The 13,556-nt window shown below is 68.4% G+C and carries 13 protein-coding genes; 8 read left to right on the top strand and 5 right to left on the bottom strand.

Going from position 1 to position 13,556, the window contains the following annotated elements:
* Positions 1–3 precede the first annotated feature (3 nt).
* The 3 genes from ACFYW9_RS10030 to ACFYW9_RS10020 all read left to right on the top strand — a co-directional run bounded on the left by ACFYW9_RS10030 (position 4) and on the right by ACFYW9_RS10020 (position 3,267).
* Positions 4–933 (top strand): hypothetical protein, encoded by a 930-nt coding sequence (locus ACFYW9_RS10030; RefSeq protein ID WP_351860042.1) that lies wholly within the window; start codon positions 4–6, stop codon positions 931–933.
* A gap of 288 nt (positions 934–1,221) precedes the next feature.
* Positions 1,222–2,073, top strand: coding sequence for a calcium-binding protein (locus ACFYW9_RS10025; RefSeq protein WP_389147179.1), 852 nt, complete (start codon positions 1,222–1,224; stop codon positions 2,071–2,073).
* A gap of 264 nt (positions 2,074–2,337) precedes the next feature.
* A complete protein-coding gene (locus tag ACFYW9_RS10020; protein ID WP_389147176.1) occupies positions 2,338–3,267 on the top strand; it encodes a hypothetical protein in 930 nt (309 codons plus the stop codon).
* Between the two features lie 14 nt (positions 3,268–3,281).
* Here ACFYW9_RS10020 and ACFYW9_RS10015 read toward each other — a convergent pair whose 3' ends face one another.
* Together ACFYW9_RS10015 and ACFYW9_RS10010 are read right to left on the bottom strand one after the other, a co-directional pair.
* Complete coding sequence (locus ACFYW9_RS10015) at positions 3,282–5,681, bottom strand: cation-translocating P-type ATPase (protein WP_389147173.1); 2,400 nt, start codon at positions 5,679–5,681, stop codon at positions 3,282–3,284.
* A gap of 110 nt (positions 5,682–5,791) precedes the next feature.
* Positions 5,792–6,067, bottom strand: coding sequence for a DUF2530 domain-containing protein (locus ACFYW9_RS10010; protein WP_328669737.1), 276 nt, complete (start codon positions 6,065–6,067; stop codon positions 5,792–5,794).
* Positions 6,068–6,304: 237 nt separating this feature from the next.
* On the opposite strand from ACFYW9_RS10010, the gene ACFYW9_RS10005 reads away from it, so the two are divergent.
* Positions 6,305–7,756, top strand: a complete 1,452-nt coding sequence (locus tag ACFYW9_RS10005; protein WP_389147170.1) for an NCS2 family permease — start codon at positions 6,305–6,307, stop codon at positions 7,754–7,756.
* 22 nt (positions 7,757–7,778) lie between these two features.
* On the opposite strand, the gene ACFYW9_RS10000 is transcribed toward ACFYW9_RS10005, so the two are convergent.
* A complete protein-coding gene (locus ACFYW9_RS10000; protein ID WP_103551026.1) occupies positions 7,779–7,961 on the bottom strand; it encodes a ribbon-helix-helix protein, CopG family in 183 nt (60 codons plus the stop codon).
* A 142-nt stretch (positions 7,962–8,103) separates the two neighbouring features.
* Here ACFYW9_RS10000 and ACFYW9_RS09995 point away from each other — a divergent pair, with 142 nt between their 5' ends.
* The 3 genes from ACFYW9_RS09995 (at position 8,104) to thpR (ending at position 10,898) form a co-directional block, all read left to right on the top strand.
* Entirely contained in the window at positions 8,104–8,541 is a 438-nt protein-coding gene (locus ACFYW9_RS09995; protein WP_389147166.1) for a MarR family winged helix-turn-helix transcriptional regulator, read from the top strand.
* A 308-nt stretch (positions 8,542–8,849) separates the two neighbouring features.
* Complete coding sequence (locus ACFYW9_RS09990; protein WP_389147163.1) at positions 8,850–10,214, top strand: MFS transporter; 1,365 nt, start codon at positions 8,850–8,852, stop codon at positions 10,212–10,214.
* A gap of 93 nt (positions 10,215–10,307) precedes the next feature.
* A complete protein-coding gene (gene thpR, locus ACFYW9_RS09985; RefSeq protein ID WP_326787098.1) occupies positions 10,308–10,898 on the top strand; it encodes an RNA 2',3'-cyclic phosphodiesterase in 591 nt (196 codons plus the stop codon).
* A 160-nt stretch (positions 10,899–11,058) separates the two neighbouring features.
* Here the strand turns inward: thpR and ACFYW9_RS09980 are convergent, their stop codons facing one another.
* Both ACFYW9_RS09980 and ACFYW9_RS09975 read right to left on the bottom strand, forming a co-directional pair.
* Positions 11,059–12,051, bottom strand: a complete 993-nt coding sequence (locus tag ACFYW9_RS09980) for an aldo/keto reductase (RefSeq protein WP_389147160.1) — start codon at positions 12,049–12,051, stop codon at positions 11,059–11,061.
* Positions 12,052–12,181: 130 nt separating this feature from the next.
* The gene (locus ACFYW9_RS09975) at positions 12,182–12,769 is read right to left on the bottom strand and encodes a Uma2 family endonuclease (RefSeq protein WP_389147157.1); all 588 of its coding nucleotides are present in this window, start codon (positions 12,767–12,769) and stop codon (positions 12,182–12,184) included.
* 306 nt (positions 12,770–13,075) lie between these two features.
* Between ACFYW9_RS09975 and ACFYW9_RS09970 the strand changes: the two genes are divergently transcribed.
* Positions 13,076–13,522 carry a hypothetical protein gene (locus ACFYW9_RS09970; protein ID WP_389147153.1) on the top strand — a complete coding sequence of 149 codons (447 nt, stop codon included), beginning with the start codon at positions 13,076–13,078 and terminating at the stop codon, positions 13,520–13,522.
* Positions 13,523–13,556: the final 34 nt, after the last annotated feature.

Here is a 13,556-nt window from a genome sequence, read left to right as displayed (position 1 = left end):
CGCATGCGTCTTCGTGCCACCGTGGCCGCCGTCTCCGGCGCCCTGGCTCTCTCCGCCCTCGTCGCGCCCGGCGCCCACGCCGCCGGCTCCACCGACCACCGCGCGGACATCGCCAAGGTGCAGGATGCCGCCCGTGCCGCCTCGGGCAAGGCCGCGTACACCGGATCCACGGGCGACACCAGCGGCACGCCCTACGCCCTCGACCTCTCCTTCTCCAACGTGAAGGTCAACAACGGCAAGCCGATCGTGGCCGGCATCTCCAAGCAGGTCACCGCCCCGGTCACCTTCAGCGTCAAGCACGGCGCCGACGTCGACATCACCGCCGACGACTTCTTCCTGGACGTCGAGCTCTACCGCGGCTCCTACGACGAGCCGGTCGGCATCCTGGTCGGCGACGACTTCCCGTCCTGCTCCGTCACCTCGGCGACCACCGCCACCTGCAAGAGCACCATCGACATCTACCCGGGCGACGAACTGGTCAACGCCGACGCCACCACGTGGAAGGCCATCGGCCTCGCCGTCGCCTTCAACGGCGTCGACCCGAGCGACGACGACGCCGACCTGAGCAAGGTCGGCTACATCGACCAGGACGCGCTCACCACCAGCAAGCTCCAGCGCTACTCCAAGCTGAGGGTCGACGCCGCGCCCGAGCCGGTCAAGAAGGGCAGGACCGTCACGGTCACCGGCAAGCTCACCCGCGCCAACTGGGAGCTGCACGACTACTACGGCTACACGGGCCAGTCGGTGAAGCTCCAGTTCCGCAAGAAGAACAGCAGCACCTACACCACCGTCAAGACCGTCAAGACGGACAGCCACGGCAACCTGAAGACCACCACGACGGCCACCGTCGACGGGTACTTCCGCTACAGCTTCGCGGGTACCGCGACCACCCCGGCAGTCAGCGCCGCCGGTGACTACGTCGACGTGCGGTGACACCTGATCGCCGACCGCGGTCACGCCTGATCCGGTCGCGTGATCCCGTCGCGTGACCCGGTCACCTGATCCGGCCTGAATCCCCGGCCCTCCTAGGGCCGGGGATTCCTGTCCGTCCCCGCCCGCTCACACGGCAGTGGAAAAAAGTTCAACTGGCGTACAACTATCGGCGGCTCTGGACGATCTTCTCTTCCGGGTCATCAGACTCCACCATCACTCGGGCCCCAGTGGTGACGAACTTTCAGGACCGGCCATCGCCGGGGCCCTCACTCTCTACGTGGGGATCGCATGCGCATACGTGCCACTGTGGCCGCCGTCTCCGGCGCCCTGGCTCTCTCCGCTCTCGCCGTGCCGGCCGCGCAGGCGGACGGCCACGGGTCGCTCGCCTCGATGGCGCCGTCCACCTCGAAGATCACGCCGTTCACCGGCTCCACGCCCGCGGACGAGGTCGTCGGCGACACCAAGATCACGAGCGTCACCGTCAACGGCGGCAAGGACATCGTCGTCGGCACCACCGCCAAGAAGACCTTCACCATCTCGGTGTCGGCCACCGACCCGACCGGCATCTACGACGGTTACGCCATGCTCTGGCACGGCTCGACCCTCGAAAACGTCGACGGCGCGATCGTCCCGGACGCCGAGATGGGCACCTGCACCGCCACCGGCGCCACCACCGGGACCTGCAAGGTCACGGTCGTCGCCGACCCGAACGAAAACATCTATGCCAACCTGCTGGCCGGCACCTGGAAGGTGTGGGCCGGTGCCATGGGCAACGACGAGGACTACACCATCGTCGACGCCTACAAGACCGCCCAGGTGCAGCGCGCCTCCAAGCTGACGGTCAACGCCGCGCCGGAGCCGGTGAAGAAGGGCAAGACCGTCACGGTCACCGGCAAGCTGTCCCGCGCCAACTGGGACGACCTCCAGTACCACGGCTACACGGGCCAGTCGGTGAAGCTCCAGTTCCGCAAGAAGAACAGCAGCACCTACACCACGCTGAAGACGATCAAGTCGGACAGCGTCGGCAACCTGAAGACCACCACGACGGCCACCGTCGACGGTTACTTCCGCTACAGCTTCGCGGGCACCACGACCACCCCGGCCATCAGCGCCGCCGGTGACTACGTCGACGTGCAGTAACGCCTGAGCGCCTGACACCAGCGGAGATCCCCGGCCCCAGGGTCGGGGATCTCCGTCTGCTCCGGCCACTTCGGCCCTGGCCCCGCCTCCCCGTCCGCCGCGATCTCCGTACGGGCCGCACCGGGAATTCACCTCGCGTACAACCGTTCGAGCGTCTCGGTGATCTTCTCTGATGAGCCATCAGGCTCCATCACCACTTGGGCCCTGTGACCACGAGCCGTGAGGAACGTCCACAGCCGGGCCCTGTCTCCACTGGGGGATCCCATGCGTATCCGTGCCGCCGTGGCCGCCGTCTCCGGCGCCCTGGCCCTCTCCGTGTTCGTCGTGCCGGGCGCCCACGCCACCGGCTCCGCAGACCACCGCGCGGACATCGCCAAGGTGCGGGAAGCCGTCCGCGCCGCCTCCGGCAAGACCCCGTTCACCGGTTCCACGGGTTCCGACGGGGAGCCCTACGAGCTCGACCTGACCTTCTCGGACGTGAAGGTCAACAACGGCAAGCCGATCGTCGTCGGCGTCTCCAAGAAGGTCATCGCTCCGGTCACGTACAGCATCAGGTACGCGGCCTCCGTCGACATCGACGCCGACGACTTCGTCATTCAGGTCGATCTCTACCGCGGCAGTTTCGCCAATCCGGCCGACATGATATTCGACGAGGAGCCGACCTGCACGGAGACCTCGTCGACCACCGCCACCTGCAAGTCCATGATCGACCTCACTCCGGGCGACACCCTGACGTTCAACGGCAGCGCCACCACCTGGTGGGCCAAGGGCATCGCCGTCGCCCTGAACGGCGTGAACTCGGACGGCGACGGCGGCGACTGGAGCAAGGTCGGCCGCGTCTACCAGGACATCCCCACCACCATCGTCAAGCTCCAGCGCGCCTCCAGGCTGACGGTCAACGCCGCTCCGGAGCCGGTGAAGAAGGGCAGGACCGTCACGGTCACCGGCAAGCTGTCCCGCGCCAACTGGGAAGACCTCCAGTACCACGGCTACACGGGCCAGCCGGTGCAGCTGCAGTTCCGCAAGAAGGGCAGCGACACGTACACCACGGTCAAGACGGTCACCACGGACAGCGTCGGCAACCTGAAGGCGACCATGACGGCCACCGTCGACGGTTACTTCCGCTACAGCTTCGCGGGCACCACGACCACCCCGGCCGTCAAGGCCGCGGGTGACTACGTCGACGTGCGGTAATCAGCGACACAGCCCTACGCGGGCACGCGGCGGTCGACCCATCTCCACAGGAACTCCAGGACGGCCGCCGCTGTCACCGAGATCAGCACCGCGACCCACGGCATCGTCGTGCCGACCAGCTTCAGCGCGAAGAAGTGCTGGAGCCTCGGCACCACGAGCACCAGCAGGAACGCCCCGCCCATCGAGGCGACGAGGCAGATCCGCCACCAGGTGTAGGGCCGGGCGATGATCGCGAGCACCCACATCGAGACCAGGAACAGCGTCAGCGTCGCGGCGCTCGTCTCCGCCTCCAGCGAGCCTTCCCCCGTGTAGTAGTGGCGCGCGATCAGGTACATCGAGAAGGTCGCCGCTCCCGCGATCACGCCGCCCGGGATCGAGTACCGCATCACCCGCCGCACGAAGTGGGGCTGGGCGCGCTCCTTGTTCGGGGCGAGGGCGAGGAAGAACGCCGGGACGCCGATCGTGAGGGTGGACAACAGGGTCAGGTGGCGCGGCAGGAACGGGTACTCGACCTGCCAGCACACCACCAGGACGGCCAGCAGCACCGAGTAGACCGTCTTCACCAGGAACAGCGTCGCGACCCGGGTGATGTTCCCGATGACCCTGCGGCCCTCTCCGACCACCGAGGGCAGCGTCGAGAAGCTGTTGTTCAGCAGCACGATCTGGGCCACCGCGCGGGTCGCCTCGGACCCCGAGCCCATGCTGACCCCGATGTCGGCGTCCTTCAGGGCCAGGACGTCGTTCACGCCGTCGCCGGTCATCGCCACCGTGTGCCCGCGGGACTGCAGGGCGCCGACCATGTCCCGCTTCTGCTGCGGGGTGACCCGTCCGAAGACCGTGCCCTTCTCCAGGGACTTCGCCATCTCCTCGCGCTCGTCCGGCAGCCGGCGCGCGTCCACGACCTCGCCGGTGAGCCCCAGCTTTTCCGCGACCGCGCCCACCGAGACCGCGTTGTCGCCGGAGATGACCTTGGCCCTGACGTCCTGATCGGCGAAGTAGTGCAGGGTGTCGGCCGCGTCCGGGCGCAGCCGCTGCTCCAGTACGACCAGGGCGGCGGGCCGGGCGGCCTCCGCGACAGCGGGGTCGTCGAGGTCCTTGGTGGTCCGCGCGAGCAGCAGCACCCGCAGGCCCGCCTCGTTGAGCCGTTCGGTCTCGGCGAGAGCCGCGTCCCCGGGTTCCAGCAGGACGTCGGGAGCGCCGAGCAGCCAGGCGCTCGACTCGCCGTTGCCCTCGCTGAAGCCGGCGCCGCTGTATTTGCGGGCGGAGGAAAAGGGCAGGGACTGGGTGCAGCGCCACTCCTCGCTGTCCGGGTAGGCGGCGATGATCGCCTGGAGGGAGGCGTTCGGCCGCGGATCGGACTCGCCGAGGGCGCCGAGGACCTTGCGCAGATACGACTCGTCGGCGCCGTCGAGCGGCCGCAGCTCGGTGACGTCCATGCCGCCCTCGGTGAGGGTGCCGGTCTTGTCGAGACAGACGGTGTCGACGCGGGCGAGGCCCTCGATGGCGGGAAGTTCCTGTACGAGGCACTGTTTTCGGCCGAGTCGGATGACGCCGATCGCGAAGGCGACGGAGGTGAGCAGGACCAGACCCTCCGGGACCATCGGCACGATCCCGCCGACGGTCCGCGCGACGGAGTCCTTGAAGCCGTGCTGCTTGACGACGAGCTGGCTGATGATCAGGCCGATGGCGGTCGGGATCATCATCCACGTCACGTACTTGAGGATCGTGGAGATACCGCTGCGCAGCTCCGAGTGGACCAGCGTGAACCGCGAGGCCTCCTCCGCGAGCTGGGCCGCGTACGCCTCCCGGCCCACCTTCGTCGCCGTGAAGGCGCCGCTGCCCGCGACCACGAAGCTGCCCGACATCACCGGGTCGCCGGCGTGCTTGACCACGGGGTCGGCCTCGCCGGTGAGCAGCGACTCGTCGATCTCCAGCCCGTCGGCCTCCGCGCAGGTGCCGTCGACGGCGACCTTGTCGCCCGGCCCGATCTCGAGGAGGTCCCCGAGCACGATCTGCGAGGAACTCACCTCGGCGGCGACCCCGTCCCTGCGGACGGTCGGTTTCACCTCGCCGATCACCGCGAGCGAGTCCAGGGTCTTCTTGGCCCGCCACTCCTGGATGATGCCGATCCCGGTGTTGGCGATGATCACGTAGCCGAACAGGCTGTCCTGGAACGGTGCCACGATCAGCATGACCAGCCAGAGGACACCGATGATCGCGTTGAAGCGGGTGAACACGTTCGCCCGGACGATCTCGCCGACGGAGCGGCTGCTGCGCACCGGGACGTCGTTCACCTCGCCGCGCGCGACCCGCTCGGCCACCTCGGCGGCCGACAGCCCCTCGGCACGCCGGGAGACGGGTATGGGCACCGGGTGAACCGGATCGAGTCCGGCGTCCGCGTCGGTGTGGGTCATGCCCTCGACGGTACGTGCGGATTTGCGGCTTCACCCGCCGAGTGGGCCAAACCTCCGACTCGGGGAGGAGAGGAGACGCCGGGCAATGCTGCCGTGGGTGGAGAAGTCCCCTACTCCGTCACGGGGGTGGCGGGGGAGCCGGCCGCCTGGGCGCGCTTGATCGCGGCGTCACGCTTGCGGACGTACCAGATGCCGATCAGCCCGAGGCCCGCGCCGGCCAGGCAGGTCCACAGCCACCACAGGTGTCCGTGGTCGTCGAACCAGCCGTAGAACGGCAGCTGCACCAGGAAGAGGACGAACCAGAGGATCGTGCCGCCCGTGATGGTGGCGACGACGGGGCCCTCCAGGGGCTCCGGCGCCTCGTGCTTGGGGGTCCACTTCGCCATGTGCACAGCTTACGAGGGTCGGCGACCGGTTGTGTCCGCACCCGGCCTCCCTTGTACGGCAAGGGTCTACGCGCGGAGATAGCGATTTCTGACTCATATGTTCATACTGAAACGGTCCGAGTCTGGCCAGTTGTATTCGTATGAATCACCAAAAGGGATCTGGGGGAAACCTTCTGGTGGTCGATCGCTGACCAGGCTCGATCACGTTCCTTGTCCCCCGCACGTTTGAGGACCCGCATGTCCACCTCGGCCGCCACCAAGGCCCCCGCCCCGCAGGAGCCGGAGTCCCGGCCCGCGCAGAGCGCCCTCGACCGCTTCTTCAAGATCTCCGAGCGGGGTTCCAGCCTTCCGCGGGAGATCCGCGGCGGTTTCGCCACCTTCTTCGCGATGGCGTACATCATCGTGCTGAACCCGATCATCCTGGGCAGCGCGAAGGACATGTACGGGCACCACCTCGACAACGGGCAGCTCGTGACGGCGACCGCGCTGACCGCGGCCTTCACCACGCTCCTCATGGGCGTCATCGGCAATGTGCCGATCGCGCTGGCGGCGGGCCTCGGCGTGAACACGGTGGTCGCCCTCCAGCTCGCGCCCCGGATGTCCTGGCCGGACGCCATGGGCATGGTGGTCCTCGCGGGCTTCATCGTGATGCTCCTGGTCGCCACCGGTCTGCGTGAGCGCGTCATGAACGCGGTGCCGCTCGGCCTGCGCAAGGGCATCGCGATCGGCATCGGCCTGTTCATCATGCTGATCGGCCTGGTCGACTCCGGCTTCGTCACGCGCATCCCGGACATCGCCCAGACGACCGTCCCGCTCCAGCTCGGCACCGACGGTCACCTGCACGGCTGGCCCGTGCTGGTCTTCGTCCTCGGCACCCTGTTCACCCTCGCGCTGATCGTGCGCAAGGTGCCCGGCGCCATCCTCATCTCGATCGTCACCATGACGGTCGTCGCGGTGATCATCAACGCCGTCACCACCGTCCCGTCCTGGGGTCTGACCACCCCGAAGTGGCCGGGCAACCCGGTCGCCAGCCCGGACTTCGGTCTGATCGGCCAGTTCAGCCTCTTCGGCGGCTTCGGCAAGGTCGGCGTGCTGACCGGCATCCTCTTCGTCTTCACCGTGCTGCTGTCGTGCTTCTTCGACGCGATGGGCACGATCATGGGCATCAGCGACGAGGCCAAGCTGACGGACGCGCAGGGCAACATGCCCGGCATCAACAAGGTCCTCTTCGTCGACGGCGTCGCCGTCGCCGCGGGCGGCGCCTCCTCCTCCTCGGCCACCACGTGCTTCGTGGAGTCCACGGCCGGCGTCGGCGAGGGTGCCCGTACGGGCTTCGCGAACGTGGTCACCGGCGCGCTGTTCGCCGTCGCCCTGTTCCTGACCCCCGTCGCCACGATGGTCCCGTCCCAGGCGGCCACCCCCGCGCTCATCGCGGTCGGCTTCCTGATCATGTCCCACTCGGTCAAGGAGATCGACTGGGCGGACTACACGATCGCCATCCCGGCCTTCGTGACGATGATGATGATGCCGTTCACCTACTCGATCACCAACGGCATCGGGATGGGCTTCATCACCTTCGTCGTGCTGCGCCTGGCGGCGGGCCGCGGCCGTGACATCCCGGTCGCCATGTACGTGGTGTCGGCCGTGTTCACCTTCTACTACCTCATGCCGGCCCTCGGCCTGACCTGAGCGGCCTCGGCCGTGCGGGGGGTCACGTGACCCCGTAGAACTTCTCCGTCTCCTCGACGGCGGTCTGGAACCGCTCGTCGAAGTCGTCGCGAATGAGCGTCCGGACCACATAGTCCTGGACGCTCATTCCGCGTTTCGCGGCATGTTGTCGGAGCCGGTCGAGCAGCTCCCCGTCGATACGCAGGCTGAGCACGCTGGTCCCCATGAAGTCGAGGGTCGCCTCTTCCCGACCGGAATCGGGTCACTTTCCGGTGCGATCTCACTCATATGAGTGATCCCCGTGTCGGATGGCGCGTTCATGGGGCCCCAGTGTTCTTTAGCGAGAGTAATGAGTTACGCTAAAGAACATGCCTGACCTCACCCATGGCGACGACGAGGCCGCCGTGAACGCCTTGCGCTCCGCAGTGATGCGGTTGTCGCGTCGACTCAAGCACCAGCGGGTCGACGAGTCGCTGAGCCCCACCGAGATGTCGGTGCTCGGCACCCTCGCCCGCTGCGGCAGCGCCACGCCCGGCGAACTCGCCCGCAAGGAACACGTGCAGCCGCCGTCGATGACCCGCATCGTCGCGCTGCTCGAAGCCAAGGGGCTCGTCAGGCTGGAGCCGCACCCCGAGGACCGGCGCCAGAAGGTGGTGACGCAGACCGACAAGGCGGAGGCGATGCTCGAAGAGAGCCGCCGCAGGCGGAACGCGTTCCTCGCCGGACTGGTCGAGGTCCTCGACGAGGACGAATGGGCCAAGCTTCGCGAGGCCGCTCCCGTCCTGGAGAAGCTCGCGCACATCTGACCGACGGCAGCCCTCCTTCGCTCCCCGATCCCGGTCCGGATCACCGGTCACGACGCTGATCACCGATCCCGGTCCGGATCACTGATCCCGGTCCGGATCGCTGATCTCGGTTCGGATCACTGATCCCGGTCCGGATCACTGATCTCGGTTCGGATCACCGATCTCGGCCTGGATCACCGGTCTCGGTCCGGATCGCTGACCTCGGTCCGGATCACCGGTCTCGGAGCAACGGAGGGTCCGCCCTTCCCCGCAAGCGCCGACGCCCCCCATGACGCCGACGTCCACGATCGCACTGGAGGCGAGCCCTTTTGAGTACGGGACCCGGAGCACACTCCGCCCCCGCACCAGCCACCCACGACTCCACAGCCGCCCGCGACTCCCCCCGCTCCTCCTCGATGTTCAGCTCGCTGAAGATCCGGAACTACCGTCTGTTCTTCCTGGGCCAGGTCGTCTCCAACACCGGCACCTGGATGCAGCGCATCGCCCAGGACTGGCTGGTGCTCAGCCTGACCGGCTCCTCCGCCGCGGTCGGTATCACCACCGCGCTCCAGTTCCTGCCGATGCTGCTCTTCGGCCTGTACGGCGGTGTTCTCGTCGACCGTCTTCCCAAGCGCCCCACGCTGCTGGTGACCCAGACGGCGATGGCCCTCACCGGCCTCGCGCTCGCCTTCCTCACCCTCTCCGGCCACGTCCAGGTCTGGCACGTCTATCTCGCCGCGTTCGCCGTCGGTATGGCCACCGTCGTCGACAACCCGGCACGCCAGTCCTTCGTCTCCGAGATGGTCGGCCCCGGCCAGCTCCAGAACGCGGTCAGCCTGAACTCGGCCAACTTCCAGTCCGCGCGGCTGGTCGGACCCGCCGTCGCGGGCCTGCTGATCACCGGCGTGGGCACCGGCTGGGCCTTCCTGCTCAACGGCCTGTCGTTCGTGGCCCCGCTGGCGAGCCTGCTACTGATGCGGTCCCGTGAACTGCACGTCGTCGAGCGGGCGCCGCGCGCCAAGGGCCAGCTCCGCGAAGGCCTGCGCTACGTCGCCGGGCGCCCCGAACTGGTCTGGCCGATCGTCCTCGTCGGCTTCATCGGCACGTTCGGCTTCAACTTCCCCGTCTGGCTGTCGGCGTACGCGGACGACGTCTTCGACTCGGGTGCCGGGGCCTACAGCCTCTTCAACACGCTGATAGCGCTGGGTTCGCTGGCCGGAGCGCTGCTCGCGGCCCGGCGCGGCACGGCCCGGCTGCGCGTGCTGATCGCGGCCGCGGTGGTCTTCGGCGCGCTGGAGGTGGTGGCCGCGATGGCGCCCACGCTCTGGCTGTTCTCGCTCCTGATGGTCCCGATCGGCGTCTTCGGACTGACGGTGAACGTCACCGCGAACACCTCGGTCCAGATGGCCACCGACCCGGCCATGCGCGGCCGGGTCATGGCGCTGTTCATGATGGTCTTCGTGGGCGGCTCACCGCTCGGCGCGCCGCTGGTCGGCTGGGTCACCGACGTCTACGGCCCCCGGGTGGGCTTCGCGCTCGGCGGGCTGGTCTCGATGACCGCGGCGACGGCGATCGGTCTGGTACTGGCCCGCCTCGGCGGCCTGCGGGTCTCCCTCGGGTGGCATCACGGCCGCCCCAGGGTCCGCTTCGTCCCGCGCGAGCGGAGCGAGGAACGGCTCGCCACCACGGTGTGACCAGGTGGTTCGGAGGCGGCCGGCCGGCTCACGCGGCCGGCCGCCTCGCGTACTCCCGTGTGCTGATCGCCGTTCCCTGGAAGGCTGGCCCCCATGAGACTCTTCGCCGCGGTACTGCCCCCCGCCGGAGCGGTGCGTGAACTGGCCCCTGCGGTGGACGCGTTGCAGCGGACGCCGGGTGCGGACGCCTTGCGCTGGACGGGCCGCCCCGGCTGGCACTTCACCCTCGCGTTCTACGGAGAGGTCGCCGACGACCTCGTCCCGGACCTCACGGAACGGCTGCTGCGGGCCGCCCGTCGCACCGACCCGTTCCCGCTGTCCCTGCGCGGCGGCGGGCACTTCGGCGGGCGTGCCCTGTGGGTGGGCGCGGCGGGGGACATCCAGACCATGCGGCTGCTGGCGGACCGGGCGGAGGCGGCGGGCCGCAAGGCGGGCGTCGAGATGGAGGAGCACCGCCGCTACCGGCCGCATCTGACGGTGGCCCGCAGCCGCGACTCCGCGGACTTCAAGCCGTACGTCGCCGCGCTGGACGCGTTCGCCGGGAAGCCCTGGACGGTGGGTGAGCTGTGTCTCGTCCGCAGCAACCTGCCGACGTCGGGAGTGCCCGGTGAGCAGCCCCGATACGAAACGGTGGCCGGTTGCCCGCTGGGGGCGGGCGACGGGACCGGCCCGGCGGCCCGTTAACCTCGTTGGCGTGAACCCGAAGACCCGTAACCGGATCATGGCCGGTGTGCTCGTGCTGATGTTCTTCGTCGTGGCCATGGCGGCGGCGGTCAGATAGGGACCGCCGTGGCCCCGGCGGCGGCGGCCGGACGACGGCCGCCACCGCTGGACGCCGCTCCCGCTACCAGGCGAACGCCTCGGGGGACGGGCCCGGGCCCGGGAAGATCTCGTCGAGCCCCTCCAGGACCTCCTCCGACAGCTCCAGCTCCACCGCGCGCAGCGCCGATTCGAGCTGCTCCGCGGTGCGCGGGCCCACGATGGGGCCGGTGACACCGGGACGGGTCAGCAGCCAGGCCAGCGCGGCCTCTCCGGGCTCCAGACCGTGCTTCTCCAGCAGATCCTCGTACGACTGGATCTGGGCGCGTACGGCCGTGTTCGCGAGGGCGTCGGCGGACCGTCCGCTCGCCCGGCGGCCGCCCTCGACCTCCTTCTTGATCACACCGCCCAGCAGTCCGCCGTGCAGCGGCGACCAGGGGATGACGCCGAGCCCGTACTCCTCGGCGGCCGGGATGACCTCCATCTCGGCGCGGCGCTCGGCGAGGTTGTAGAGGCACTGCTCGCTGACCAGGCCGATGGTCCCGCCCCGGCGGGCGGCGATCTCGTTGGCCTGGGCGATCTTGTAGCCGGGGAAGTTGCTGGACCCCACGTAGAGGATCTTCCCCTGCTGTACGAGGACGTCGACGGCCTGCCAGATCTCCTCGAAGGGGGTGGACCGGTCGACGTGGTGGAACTGGTAGACGTCGATGTAGTCCGTCTGCAGCCGCTTCAGGCTCGCCTCGACCGCCCGCCGGATGTTCAGGGCGGAGAGCTTGTCCTGGTTGGGCCACGGGTCGCCCTCGGCGCCCATGTTCCCGTACACCTTGGTGGCGAGGACCGTCCGCTCCCGGCGGTCGCCGCCCTTGGCGAACCAGTTGCCGATGATCGATTCCGTACGGCCCTTGTTCTCGCCCCAGCCGTACACGTTTGCCGTGTCGAAGTAATTGATTCCGGCGTCGAGCGCCGCGTCCATGATGGCGTGGCTGTCGGCCTCGTCCGTCTGCGGTCCGAAGTTCATCGTGCCGAGGACGAGCCGGCTGACCTTGAGCCCCGTGCGTCCGAGCTGTGTGTACTCCATGGTTCACCAGCCAACTGCTTCGAGTCCGCTCCAGGCAAGTGCCACTCGCGCAGCGGCCGTGGGCATCCCGCCGACGACTTCGCGTGCGCTCGATGCAAGCGCATGGGACGGGAAGAGCCGGATCGGACCGTCAGTCGTGAGGGAACTCGTCGGTCGTGAGGGTGAGGCCGACGACCGTGCCGGTGAGGTTCAGGCCGCTGCCGAAGGGGACTGTGGTCTCGATCTCGTAGTCGTCCTTCTTGGGCTGGGTGTAGATGTGGCACCGGCGCTGGTAGGGGTCGGCGATGACGTAGACCGGGACCTCGGCTGTGGCGTAGGCGGCCTTCTTGGGGCCGTAGTCGTTCGTCGCGGTGCCCCTGGAGATGACCTCGGCGACGAACTCGACGTCCTCGTGGCGCCAGTGGCCGGCTTCCGTCTTCTCGGCCCCCTCGGCCATCACCGTCACGTCGGTGGCGAAACCGTTGAGGTGGCCCGGGTAGTCGATCCGGACGTCGGACTTGACCCGTTTCCGGGGGTACTTGGTCCGCAACTGCTCGACGATGTCCAGGATGATTTCCCAGTGGGTGTCCCGCTGCGGCGACATGTAGACGGTCCCCTCGACGATCTCGACCTTGTATCCCTCGGGGACGGGCATCTTCTCGAGTCGCTCGAACATCTCGTCCAGCGTGCTCTCGCTGTCGCTCTCGGCCATCGCGATCCTGTCTTCGAGGACGGTCATCGTGGCGCTCCTCCTCCCCGGCCGCTTCGTCGCCGAGTGCGGCCGCGCTGTTCAACGATACGCACGGTGACCGTGATACGCCGGGATCAGGTCAATCCGTTCTGGCCGCTGCGACTGTCCGAACCCCATGCCCCCACACGGCCCCGCGAGCAACTCCGCGACCCGGTCACCTAGCCCGCCTCCGGCCAGTGCGCACTTCACGACGGCCAGATCGGTGAGCCCTACGCCAAGGGCCAGGCCGACGAGACCCCGCCATGCGGGGTGAAGTACCTGCGCTCCTCCGGCGACGGCTCGTACAAGTTGCGGGTGACCATCACCTGGAAGATCAGTTGGACAAGTGCCACCGGTCAGGGAGGCGACCTCCCGGACGGTGGGTTCGGTGCCGATCGGGACGTCGTGGCCCGGGAGATCCAGGCCGTCAACCGCTTACAGGCGCAACACGGGGGAGTGGGTATGCCGAAGGGATCGGATCTCGAGGTCGACTATGACCTGTTGGCGACGAGTGCCAAGCAACTCAGCCAGATTCGCCGCGAGTTCAATGGCCTGGAGGACTGGCGACAGGACATCGAGTTCCTGCTCGGTGAGAGCGGCGTCCAGAGCGCCATGGGTGACTTCGTGGACAACTGGGACAAGAACCGCAAGCGACTGGTCAAGGAGATCGAAGAGGTCGGAAAGATGGTCAGGACGACCAGCGATGCCTTCAAGGGACTCGACGACCAGCTGGCCAACGCGGGCAAGGCGAAAAAGAAGTAGCGCCTTGGGCGTGGAAGGACCGATGGCACTTCAC

The sequence above is a fragment of the Streptomyces sp. NPDC002698 genome (assembly GCF_042888945.1).
In the GTDB taxonomy this organism is placed as follows: Bacteria; Actinomycetota; Actinomycetes; order Streptomycetales; family Streptomycetaceae; genus Streptomyces.
The sequence above is the reverse complement of the archived record's forward strand: the minus strand, read 5'-3'. Positions and strand labels throughout refer to the sequence as shown.

Excerpts from the sequence above, each read along its gene's own strand:
- ACFYW9_RS10010 (WP_328669737.1), bottom strand. The coding sequence starts at position 6,067 with ATGGCGAAGTGGACCCCCAAGCACGAGGCGCCGGAGCCCCTGGAGGGC.
- ACFYW9_RS10015 (WP_389147173.1), bottom strand. The coding sequence starts at position 5,681 with ATGACCCACACCGACGCGGACGCCGGACTCGATCCGGTTCACCCGGTG.
- ACFYW9_RS09995 (WP_389147166.1), top strand. The coding sequence starts at position 8,104 with ATGCCTGACCTCACCCATGGCGACGACGAGGCCGCCGTGAACGCCTTG.
- ACFYW9_RS10005 (WP_389147170.1), top strand. The coding sequence starts at position 6,305 with ATGTCCACCTCGGCCGCCACCAAGGCCCCCGCCCCGCAGGAGCCGGAG.
- ACFYW9_RS10020 (WP_389147176.1), top strand. The coding sequence starts at position 2,338 with ATGCGTATCCGTGCCGCCGTGGCCGCCGTCTCCGGCGCCCTGGCCCTC.
- ACFYW9_RS10030 (WP_351860042.1), top strand. The coding sequence starts at position 4 with ATGCGTCTTCGTGCCACCGTGGCCGCCGTCTCCGGCGCCCTGGCTCTC.
- ACFYW9_RS10000 (WP_103551026.1), bottom strand. The coding sequence starts at position 7,961 with ATGGGGACCAGCGTGCTCAGCCTGCGTATCGACGGGGAGCTGCTCGAC.
- ACFYW9_RS09975 (WP_389147157.1), bottom strand. The coding sequence starts at position 12,769 with ATGACCGTCCTCGAAGACAGGATCGCGATGGCCGAGAGCGACAGCGAG.
- ACFYW9_RS09980 (WP_389147160.1), bottom strand. The coding sequence starts at position 12,051 with ATGGAGTACACACAGCTCGGACGCACGGGGCTCAAGGTCAGCCGGCTC.
- thpR (WP_326787098.1), top strand. The coding sequence starts at position 10,308 with ATGAGACTCTTCGCCGCGGTACTGCCCCCCGCCGGAGCGGTGCGTGAA.
- ACFYW9_RS10025 (WP_389147179.1), top strand. The coding sequence starts at position 1,222 with ATGCGCATACGTGCCACTGTGGCCGCCGTCTCCGGCGCCCTGGCTCTC.